The sequence below is a fragment of the Pseudomarimonas arenosa genome (assembly GCF_014841215.1).
In the GTDB taxonomy this organism is placed as follows: Bacteria; Pseudomonadota; Gammaproteobacteria; order Xanthomonadales; family Xanthomonadaceae; genus Pseudomarimonas; species Pseudomarimonas arenosa.
The window spans coordinates 20,263-30,058 of sequence record NZ_JACYTR010000057.1 but is presented as its reverse complement, the minus strand read 5'-3'; the positions used below and the strand labels follow the sequence as shown (position 1 = coordinate 30,058).

Annotated in this window: 10 protein-coding genes; 8 read left to right on the top strand and 2 right to left on the bottom strand. The window is 62.7% G+C overall.

Annotated features, from left to right (window positions below; translation table 11 throughout):
* Nucleotides 1-306: 306 nt before the first annotated feature.
* On the bottom strand, nt 307-1,545 hold the full coding sequence (locus tag IFO71_RS17915; protein ID WP_192031042.1) for a right-handed parallel beta-helix repeat-containing protein: 1,239 nt from the start codon (nt 1,543-1,545) through the stop codon (nt 307-309).
* A 221-nt stretch (nt 1,546-1,766) separates the two neighbouring features.
* Between IFO71_RS17915 and IFO71_RS17910 the strand changes: the two genes are divergently transcribed.
* Both IFO71_RS17910 and trhA read left to right on the top strand, forming a co-directional pair.
* On the top strand, nt 1,767-2,957 hold the full coding sequence (locus tag IFO71_RS17910) for an amino acid aminotransferase (protein WP_192031041.1): 1,191 nt from the start codon (nt 1,767-1,769) through the stop codon (nt 2,955-2,957).
* Nucleotides 2,958-3,238: 281 nt separating this feature from the next.
* Nucleotides 3,239-3,883 carry a PAQR family membrane homeostasis protein TrhA gene (gene trhA, locus IFO71_RS17905; protein ID WP_425502912.1) on the top strand — a complete coding sequence of 215 codons (645 nt, stop codon included), beginning with the start codon at nt 3,239-3,241 and terminating at the stop codon, nt 3,881-3,883.
* A gap of 148 nt (nt 3,884-4,031) precedes the next feature.
* Here trhA and IFO71_RS17900 read toward each other — a convergent pair whose 3' ends face one another.
* Nucleotides 4,032-4,922, bottom strand: coding sequence for an acyltransferase (locus IFO71_RS17900; protein ID WP_332309408.1), 891 nt, complete (start codon nt 4,920-4,922; stop codon nt 4,032-4,034).
* Between the two features lie 93 nt (nt 4,923-5,015).
* Here IFO71_RS17900 and IFO71_RS17895 point away from each other — a divergent pair, with 93 nt between their 5' ends.
* The 6 genes from IFO71_RS17895 to pcp are packed head-to-tail and all read left to right on the top strand — an operon-like array spanning nt 5,016 to nt 9,778.
* Complete coding sequence (locus IFO71_RS17895) at nt 5,016-5,987, top strand: NADPH:quinone oxidoreductase family protein (protein ID WP_192031038.1); 972 nt, start codon at nt 5,016-5,018, stop codon at nt 5,985-5,987.
* Nucleotides 5,984-6,727 (top strand): TMEM175 family protein, encoded by a 744-nt coding sequence (locus tag IFO71_RS17890; protein ID WP_192031037.1) that lies wholly within the window; start codon nt 5,984-5,986, stop codon nt 6,725-6,727. The genes IFO71_RS17895 and IFO71_RS17890 overlap by 4 nt, the downstream gene beginning before the upstream one ends.
* Entirely contained in the window at nt 6,727-7,485 is a 759-nt protein-coding gene (locus tag IFO71_RS17885) for a 5-oxoprolinase subunit PxpA (RefSeq protein WP_225444763.1), read from the top strand. Before IFO71_RS17890 ends, IFO71_RS17885 begins: the two co-directional genes overlap by 1 nt.
* Nucleotides 7,482-8,180, top strand: coding sequence for a DUF969 domain-containing protein (locus IFO71_RS17880; RefSeq protein ID WP_192031036.1), 699 nt, complete (start codon nt 7,482-7,484; stop codon nt 8,178-8,180). Before IFO71_RS17885 ends, IFO71_RS17880 begins: the two co-directional genes overlap by 4 nt.
* On the top strand, nt 8,177-9,127 hold the full coding sequence (locus IFO71_RS17875) for a DUF979 domain-containing protein (RefSeq protein WP_332309407.1): 951 nt from the start codon (nt 8,177-8,179) through the stop codon (nt 9,125-9,127). The genes IFO71_RS17880 and IFO71_RS17875 overlap by 4 nt, the downstream gene beginning before the upstream one ends.
* A gap of 9 nt (nt 9,128-9,136) precedes the next feature.
* The gene (gene pcp, locus IFO71_RS17870; protein ID WP_192031035.1) at nt 9,137-9,778 is read left to right on the top strand and encodes a pyroglutamyl-peptidase I; all 642 of its coding nucleotides are present in this window, start codon (nt 9,137-9,139) and stop codon (nt 9,776-9,778) included.
* Nucleotides 9,779-9,796: the final 18 nt, after the last annotated feature.

Below are 9,796 nucleotides of genomic sequence, written 5' to 3'. Positions count from 1 at the left end.
CCAAAAAGTTCGCCTTGAACGGTACACTCTGTCATGACGGCGTGGTCCTTGTTATTCAGCGTAGACAACTGAATCTTAAGGGAAAACCACGCCGTCACTCATTCTTCTGATGAAATATCCGGGTTAGAAACGTGTTCTTTCACTGACCTCAAGCCATTGTTTGCCAGAGTGAAACTCATGGCAATGGATCGAACAGTTCGACCACGTCACTGGCACCGCCGAACGACATCCGGCCGCGCAGCCCGCACCACGTACGGTTTGCTCAAACGCAACTACTGAGGTTCGGCGTCACCTGATCCAACCGCATCAGAGCTCGAATCCGTCAGCAAACACCCGGCGCAGGTCACGCCCACACGCACCTGGCTCGGTCATGATCGGCCGCGCCTCGGACAGGCAGTCGTCGAGCACGTCAATACGTCGCGGCAGCGCAGTCAGAGCACTTTCGCCCGATGTGGACAAGCGGAGGTCTCCGTTTGCCTCATCGCGAAACCAGCCAAGCTCCGCATCGCTACGATTGCCGCTCTGAATCGGAGTGGCGCCCTGGCGTGGCAACACAGCGGCATCAAGCAGATTGTTCGCCACCTCGACCCCGGTCGCTCCGGAAAAGCGCACCTCGATACCGTTGGCGTAGCGACCGCGCGTCAACGCTGTGTTATGCAGGATCTTGGCATTGGGTGAGGTGGTGTAGATCGGCACGTCGACGGTATAGGTGGCCGACGGATTCCAGCGGATCAGGTTGTTGCGCACGATGCCGCCGCTATGATCGCTGCTGGCCACCAGGCCCATACTGATGCCGCGTGAGGAATCGAGAATCAGATTGCGTTCGATCAGGGTATCGGCCGACCCTTGCCAGATCAGGATCGCCGGCCCGGCCATGGCATTGTTCTGACAGCGGATGCGCTCGATTCGCGTGTCGCGAATGATCCAGCGATCGCCACCGGTGACGTCGATACCGTTGGTGTAGCAGGTATTCGGCGGGCTGCCTTCGGGGTGTACCACTGCGCCCACCGTGTAGTCGACCTGACTGTACTCGATGCTCACATCGTCGGCACCGGCACCCGACCCCTTGATGATCTGCTGCCCGGCATCGAAGGCGCGCACATTGTAGATGCGGATGTCGCCCGCCCCTTGCCCGCCTTGCACGCCAATCGCGTGGTAATACACCTCGCCAACGCTGAAGTTGGCCAGGAGCACGTCTCGCGCGGTGAATATCTGCACACCGTAGGGCACGATCGGGTTCAGCATGCCCGCCCCGCGCAGCACCACGTCAGCTGGATTGTCGGTGGCACCACGGATCTGGATGTTCGAGATCACCGGCGCCCCAAACCGCCCCACGGTGATTCGCCCATCGACGCCATTGGGAAAGCTGACAGCGGCCAGATCATAGCTGCCCGGCGCGATCACGATGGCCTGATTGCTCTGCAGATTCCAGGCCGCATCGGCCAGTTCCTGCGCCGTATCGACGTCGATGATCTGGTAGACCATGGGATCCGGTGGCGGGAAAGGCGGCGCGGCTTGCGGTGGTGGCGCCGCATCAGCGCTCATGACCATGCTCATCGCGGCCGCCACGCCCCATGACCGTCGCCTGCGCGGCTCTGCCTGCATGGTGAGTTCCTGTCGAAAGCCCCACGCTGGCACGAAGATCGGGGCGATGCAATCGACTGTTGCGCAACTTGCGCGTTGTAAGCTCATGATCGGCAAGATTCGCCCGCGGCCGACGCATGGCCGATAATCCCCTGCTTTGTCGAATTCATCAAAGGCCCGCCATGTTCTCGCATCTCAAAGCCGCGCCCGCCGACCCGATCCTGGGCCTGATGGCCACGTATCGCGAAGATCCGCGCGATTTCAAGGTTGATCTTGGAGTTGGGGTGTACCGCGATGAATCCGGCGCGACGCCGATCATGGCGGCGGTAAAGAAGGCCGAGGCGGCGCGCCTGGCCGAAGATGTCACCAAGACCTACCTCGGCATGGCTGGCGATCCGCAGTTCAACGCGCGCATCGATGCGCTGACCCTGGGCGATCATCCGGCCCGCCGCGATGGCCGGGTGTTCACGGCTCATACCCCGGGCGGTACTGGCGCACTGCGGGTGGCCGCTGATCTACTGCATCGCGCGCGGCCCGAGGCCACCGTATGGATGAGCGACCCGACCTGGGGCAATCATCCCAGCGTATTCAAGGCCGCCGGCATGAAGATCGCCGAGTATCCGTACTACGACGGCAAGGCCCAGAGTCTACGTGCCGACGCCATGCTGGACGCGCTGTCCAAGGTGCCGGCTGGCGATGTGGTGCTGCTGCATGCCAGCTGCCACAACCCCAGCGGGGTCGATATTCCGGCCGAGCTGTGGCCGAAGATTGCTGAACTGGCCGAGAAGCAGGGCTTTATGCCCCTGGTCGATATGGCCTATCAGGGGTTTGCCGATGGTCTCGATCAAGACGCACTGGGGCCGCGCCTGCTGGCCGAGCGGCTGCCGGAAATGCTGCTCTGCAGTTCCTGCTCGAAGAACTTTGCCCTTTATCGCGAACGCATCGGCGCCATCAGCCTGATCGGCGAGAGTAGCGCCGCCACCCAAACGGCGAGTTCAGTGATGCTGGCGGTGATCCGCAATATCTACTCGATGCCGCCGGCGCATGGCGCGGCGATTGTGGCGCGCATTCTGGGCGACGAAGCCCTGAAAGTGGAATGGCTGACCGAGCTTGAGCATATGCGCAACCGCATCAATGGCATTCGCCAGCAGGCCAGCGCGCAGTTGGCTGCCGCCGGAGTGAATGGCGATTTCAGCTTTATCGCCCGCCAGCGCGGCATGTTCAGCTTCCTCGGCATTTCGCCCGAACAAGTGACCCGACTGCGCGAGGAACACGCGGTGTATCTGGTGTCATCCAGCCGAGTCAATATCGCTGGCTTGAATGAGGACAACCTGCCGCGTTTTGTGGCGGCGATGAAGGCGGTGCTAGGCTAGCCGGAAGTTCGGCAAGCATCACGACCCCGGCTTTGTTCGCACCTCAATAGCTGCGCGTTCCACGCAGAAAATCAGTCGAAGTAGGGTGGGCCTGTGGCCCACCGTTCTCGCCACGATACTGGACGCGACCCACCCCGCAGGTTCATATGCCCTTGCGGGATTGATCGCAGAACATCGCCGAACCTTTCGCCAGGATGACGATCAAGGGCTCGCCTCGAGCGCACGCTCAGGCATTTCCGTGTAGGCTGGGCGCGCTCATCGATGCGCCCGGAGGAATGCGCATGGAACGCCACTACAGCCCGATCGAAGAACTGCTCAACGCGCTGACCCACGGGATTGGTGCCGTGCTGGCCATCACCGCCAGCGCCGTACTGATCACCCTGGCCGCGGTCTGGGGCGATGGCTGGCGGCTGGCCTCGGCCATCGTATTCGGCACCAGCCTGTTTCTGCTCTATCTGGCCTCGACCCTGTATCACGCCCTGCCACAGCCAAGAGCAAAGCGGGTGTTCAAGGTGCTCGATCACTGCGCGATCTTCCTGCTGATTGCCGGCACCTACACGCCATTCACCCTGATTGGGTTGCGCGGCCAAGGCGCCGACTGGTTGTTGCCGACGGTATGGACGGTGGCCATCGCGGGCATTCTGTTCAAGCTATTCTTTACCGGCCGCTTCAAGGTCGCCTCGACCCTGATGTATCTCGCCATGGGCTGGCTGGCGATACCGGCTGCCGATGCCCTGATTGAAGCGGTTCCCGCGCATACTCTTGGCTGGCTGCTGGCCGGCGGTATCGCCTACACCCTGGGCGCGGTGTTCTACCTCAACAAGTCGCTTCGCTTTTCACACGCGGTGTGGCATCTGTTCGTGCTGGCCGGCAGCGTGCTGCACTTCGTCGCCGTCACCCAACAAGTAATTTCGCCAGCAGCGTAGGGCGGGTCTTGACCCGCCAATATGCATACCAGCCCGCCGCAGTCCTGACCCGCCAATATGCATACCAACCCGCCGCAGCCCTGGCCCGCCAAGCTGCTGTCGCGAGGTTTATCGCACAACGTCGGGCCAGGGCCCACCTACGACTCTGTTACGCCCCTGCCATGCATTCAAGCTTCGCGTCCTTCTCCTGCCATAGCTGCTGAATCCAGGCTTGGAAGCGGGCGCGGAATTCCGCATCGTTCTCGTAGTCGCCGCGCAGCAGCTCAGCCGGTATTGGGCGCTCCTGAACATGTAATTTGATCTGCTCCACGCGCCCGGCCAACAGGTCGACCAGAGTCGGTCGGCCGGCTGGATACATGATCGTCACGTCGACCACGCCGTGCAGAACGTCGCCCATCGCATCGAGCACGAAGGCAACGCCGCCGGCCTTGGGCTTGAGCAGGTGCACGTACGGACTGCTCTGCGCGCGGTGCTTGGCGGTGGTGAAGCGGGTGCCTTCGACGAAATTCATCACCGACACGGCCTGCTTGCGAAACTTCTCGCAGGCTCGACGAGTGGTTTCACGATCCTTGCCGCGCAGCGACGGGTTCTTCTCCAGCTCGGAGCGGCTGTAGCGGGTCATGAATGGGAAATCCAGCGCCCACCAGGCCAGCCCCAGGAATGGCACCCAGATCAGCTGCTTCTTGAGAAAAAAGCGCAGGAAAGGGATATGGCCAATCAGCGCACGCTGCAGCACCGGGATGTCGACCCAGCTTTGATGATTGCAAAGCACCAGATAAGACCTGTCGCGATGCAGCTGGCCTAGCCCTTCGACTTGCCAGTCGCTGTTCGACATGGCCGCGAACACGGCGCTGTTGACCCGAATCCAGCTCTCAGCCAGGGCAATCAAGACCACCGATAGCAGGCGCCGCCAAGGCTCGATCGGAATGAGCTTGAAGAAAGCCACCACGAACAGCGGTAAGCAGTGAAGTACAGTGTTCAGACCGACCACGGTGGCGGCGAAAGCGACGCGAATCGCAACAAACGCGGATGACAACACCCAAGCTGCCTCAATGTTGGAACCGGCTGGTAAGTTTGCCGCAATTTCACACCGAATTCCGGCACAATCGGAACGAATTTTGCGGAGCCGGATATGCAAGCACTCGTTTGCCATCAATGGGGTGGACCGGAACTGTTGCAAGTGCAAGAGCTGCCTGCGCCACAGCCTGGGCCGGGGCAGATCAGCATTCGCGTGCGTGCGGCCTCGTTGAACTTCCCCGACCTGCTGATGATTCAGAACAAGTATCAGGTGCAACCAGCTCTGCCCTTTGTGCCCGGCGCGGAAATCGCCGGGGAGATTCTGGCCGTTGGCGAGGGCGTGCAAGGCCTGCAGTCGGGAATGTCGGTGGCGGCGCTGTGTGGCACCGGCGGCTTTGCCGAGCAATGCGTGGTCGATGCTGCCATGGCAATGCCCCTGCCGCCTGGCACGCCGATGCCGCTGGCGGCCTCACTGGCCCTGGCCTTCGGCACCAGCTGGCATGCCCTGCGCGATCGCGCTGCGCTGCAGGCAGGCGAGACTGTCCTGGTGCTGGGCGCAGCGGGCGGCGTGGGGCTGGCCGCGGTCGGTATTGCCAAGGCCATCGGCGCCCGTGTGCTGGCCGCCGTGAGCAGCGAAGCCAAGGCCGAAGTCTGTCGACAGCACGGCGCCGATGAGGTCGTGCTGTACGAGCAGCAGGACCTGCGCCAGGCAGTGAAAGCGTTCAGCGCCCATGGCGTCGACGTGGTGTTCGATGCGGTGGGTGGCAAGCTGGCCGAGTCAGCCTTTCGCTCGATCGCCTGGCGCGGTCGCTACCTGGTGATCGGCTTTGCCAGCGGCGAGATCCCGGCCCTGCCGTGGAATCTGCCCTTGCTCAAGGGCGCCTCGATCGTCGGCGTATTCTGGGGCGAGTTCGCCCGTCGTGAGCCCAGGCGCAATGCCGAGGGGATCGGCGAACTGCTGAGCTGGATTCAGAGCGGCAAGCTAAGACCCGAGATTTCCAGAGTCTACTCACTGGCCGACGCCGCCCAGGCATTCGTCGATATGGCCGAACGACGCGTGGTCGGCAAGGTGGTGATTGCGCCGTGAGTGCAAGCCCGGCCAGGCGGCAGGAGCGGCGCGGAGATGGCTTCTTTGAACGTGGCCACGAGGTCACGCGGCTGGAAGCCTTTGTCGATGCCGCCTTTGCCTTCGCGGTCACCCTACTGGCCGTGTCCATCGACAGCGTACCGAGCAATCGCGAAGAGTTGATTGAAACACTCAAGGGCGTGCCGGCGTTCGCCTGCAGCTTCACCGTGATCTGTCTGTTCTGGTGGGATCACAACACCTGGAGTCGCCGCTTTGGTCTCGATGACGGCCATTCAACCGTGCTGAGCCTGGTGTATATCGGCACCGCCCTGGTGTTCGTGTACCCGCTGAAATCGATGTTCAGCTCGATGTGGGCATTTCTCTCCGACGGCTTTCTGCCCTCGACCTACCAGGTAGAGAGCATCGACGACCTGCGCTGGATGTTTGGCCTCTACGCAGCCGCCTTCGTTTCGCTCGGCTGGCTGAGTTTCATGCTGAAGCGGCACGCCTGGCGCCAACGTGACAAAATTGGCCTCGACGCCATCGAGCGCCTGTGTCTGCAGCGGGAGTTCGCCAGCAGCTATCTGCACATGGGGGTGGGCGTAGCGTCGCTGTTTGCCGCACTGAGCTTGTCCCCCGGCTGGCCGCAGTGGGCCTACTCGCTGCCCGGTGCGCTCTACAGCCTGTTAGGCTTTCATGGTTGGATCAACGCCCATTATCAGCGCAAGGTCAACGCGCTTTCCGGTCAAGGAGCATCCTGATGCTGAGTATCGATCTCAATGCTGATGTTGGCGAAGGAATGGCCAGCGATGCCGAACTGATTCCATTGGTGAGCTCGGCCAATATTGCCTGTGGCGCTCATGCCGGCGATGCCGACACCATGCGCCAAGCGGTCAAGCTCTGTCTGCAGCATGGGGTCAGGATCGGTGCCCACCCGGGCTATGTTGATCCGGAAAACTTCGGCCGCGAGCTGCACCAGCTCTCCGATGCGGATCTGCGTGGATTGATCCACGCTCAGCTGGAAACCCTGTCGGCCATTGTCAAGGCCGAGGGCGGCAGCCTCAGCCATGTCAAACCGCATGGCGCGCTCTACAACCAGAGCGCCGAGGACCCGCGCATCGCCACCCAGATTGCCTACGCCATTGCCGCCTTCGACAAGAAGCTGGTGCTGATCGGCCTGTCCGGCTCGCATTCGCTGGACTGCGCGCGCACCGTCGGCCTGCGCAGCGCGGCGGAAGGCTTTGTCGAGCGCCGCTACGAAGATGATGGCCGCCTCACCCCGCGCAGCGAACCCGGGGCGGTAATCGAGTCGCGCGATGAGGCCGTTGCGCAGGCACTGGCGATGACCGTGCATAGCCGCGTGCAGACCCGTGAGGGCAAAATCCTGCCCCTGCTGGTCGACACCCTGTGTCTGCACGGCGACCGCCCGGACGCGGCGGAGCTGGCCCGCGCGCTGCGTGCGGCTCTGGACAAGGCCGGCGTGCGCATCGAACCACCAGGGCGTCGAGAGCGTACGTGAGCCATTGGCCGCTGCTCGGCGTTGCCTGGGTCATCATCGGCTTCGCCCTGCGGCTCAATCCCATGTTGATCGTGGTCAGCGCCGGTCTGCTCACCGGCATGCTGGCCGGACATCAGCTGATCGCCGTGCTGGAGATGATCGGCGAAGCCTTCATCAAGCAGCGTTACCTGGCCCTGGTACTCCTCACCCTGCCGGTGATCGGCATGCTCGAACGTCACGGCCTGCGCCAGCACGCGCAGCGCTGGATCAGCAGCCTGAAGGGCGCCACCCTGTCGCGGCTGCTGATCAGCTATCTCGGCGCCCGCCAACTCCTGGCGACCATGGGTCTGACCAGCATTGGCGGTCACCCGCAAACCGTGCGACCGCTGCTGGCGCCGATGGCCGAGGGCGCCGCCGACAGCAAGATCGGACCGATCAGCGAAGCCGATCGACAGCGTCTGCTCGGCCTGTGTGCCGCCACCGACAATGTCGGCCTGTTCTTTGGCGAAGATGTATTCATCGCCTTCGGTGCCGTACTGCTGATGCAGGGCTTCTATGCCGAGCAGGGCATCGAGCTCGAACCTCTGCAGATCGCGCTGTGGGGAATTCCCACCGCGATCTGCGCGTTCAGCATCCATGCCATTCGCATCCAACGCTTTGAAACCCAGCTGCGCCGGGCGACCGAGCGCCTGGTCGCTGAAGGCGCGCCGCCGTGATCAGTCTGCAATGGATTTACTGGCTAAGTGGCGGCTACTTCATGTGGCTGGCCATTCGCGGCGCGAATGATCTCGGCAATCCCAGGCGAATGGTGCTGGCGGCCTTCTGGGCAATACTTGGCCTGTTGTTCCTGATTGGCGAACAGCTTCCGGCGCTTTGGGTGGGTGCGGCAGTGGTGGCGTTGGCCCTGCTGGCCGGCGTCGGCCTGGGCAAGGGCACTGAACGGGTGGTCTCGGCACAAAAACAGGAGGCCGATGCACAGCGCTTTGGGCACCGTCTTTTCGCCCCGGCCCTGGTGATTCCGCTGTTTACCTTGCTGGTGGCGCTGTGGCTGAAAGATGTTGAAGTCGCCGGCTGGCGACTGTTCGCCGAGCAGCACAGCACCGTGGTCGGCCTCGGCGTGGCCTGCCTACTCGCCCTCGGCGCCGCTTGCTGGCTGACCCGAGAATCGCCGGCCACCGGGCTGGAGTCCTCACGCAAGCTGATCGATGCGATTGGCTGGGCCGCCCTCCTGCCACTGTTGTTGGCCACCCTGGGCAGCGTATTCGCTGCGTCCGGCGTCGGTGATTCGGTATCGCACCTGATCAGCGCGGTGATTCCGCAGGACAATCGCTTGGCCGTGGTGCTGGCCTACGCGCTGGGCATGGCCGCCTTTACCATGATCATGGGCAATGCCTTTGCTGCATTTCCGGTGATGACCGCGGGCATTGGATTGCCCCTGCTGGTACAGCAGCACGGCGCCGATGCCGCGTCACTGGCAGCCATCGGCATGCTGTCAGGCTACTGCGGCACCCTGATGACGCCGATGGCGGCCAACTTCAATATCGTGCCCGCCGCCCTGCTCGAACTCAAAGACCCGCACGGCGTAATTCGCATGCAGGTGGGCACAGCCTTGCCGCTGCTGCTCTGCAATATCCTGCTGATGTATTTCATCGTGTTTCGCTGAGCGGCAGTCGTGCCGAGGCAGCGCCCATTCCTGATCACCGGCTTCGAGCCCTTCGGCGGCGCCGAACGCAATCCGTCGATGCACATCGCTGAAGCTCTAGACGGTGCCGAAATAGCAGGCCAGCCGATCACCTCACTGACTCTTCCCGTCGTTTTCGGTGAGTCACTGAAACGGCTTGATCAGGCGATCCGGCGCTTGCGACCGATCGGCGTCATTGCACTCGGCGTGGCCACTACCCGCTCGGTGATATCGATCGAGCGCATCGCGATCAATATCGACGACGCCCGGATTGCCGACAACGCCGGTCAGCAACCGATCGATCAAGCAATCATCCGCCACGCACCCGCCGCCTACTTCAGCCAACTGCCGATCAAGGCGATCCACCAGGCCCTGCAACAGGCCGGCATCCCCAGCGAGATCTCGCAGAGTGCCGGCACCTATGTCTGCAACCACGTATTTTTCGGGCTGATGCATCGGCTGCGTCTGCAGCGCCGCATTCCCGCAGGGTTCCTGCATATCCCACCTGAACTCGACGTCGACGAACTGCACGGGCTGCCGCTACCGCGGATGATTGAGGCGGTGCGGTTAGCGATCACCACAACACTGAGTTACGCCGAAGACATCCGCCTCAGCGCTGGCCGCGAGGATTGAACCATGGCTTTCATAGGG

Excerpts from the sequence above, each read along its gene's own strand:
- trhA (WP_425502912.1), top strand. The coding sequence starts at position 3,239 with ATGGAACGCCACTACAGCCCGATCGAAGAACTGCTCAACGCGCTGACC.
- IFO71_RS17910 (WP_192031041.1), top strand. The coding sequence starts at position 1,767 with ATGTTCTCGCATCTCAAAGCCGCGCCCGCCGACCCGATCCTGGGCCTG.
- IFO71_RS17895 (WP_192031038.1), top strand. The coding sequence starts at position 5,016 with ATGCAAGCACTCGTTTGCCATCAATGGGGTGGACCGGAACTGTTGCAA.
- IFO71_RS17915 (WP_192031042.1), bottom strand. The coding sequence starts at position 1,545 with ATGAGCGCTGATGCGGCGCCACCACCGCAAGCCGCGCCGCCTTTCCCG.
- IFO71_RS17885 (WP_225444763.1), top strand. The coding sequence starts at position 6,727 with ATGCTGAGTATCGATCTCAATGCTGATGTTGGCGAAGGAATGGCCAGC.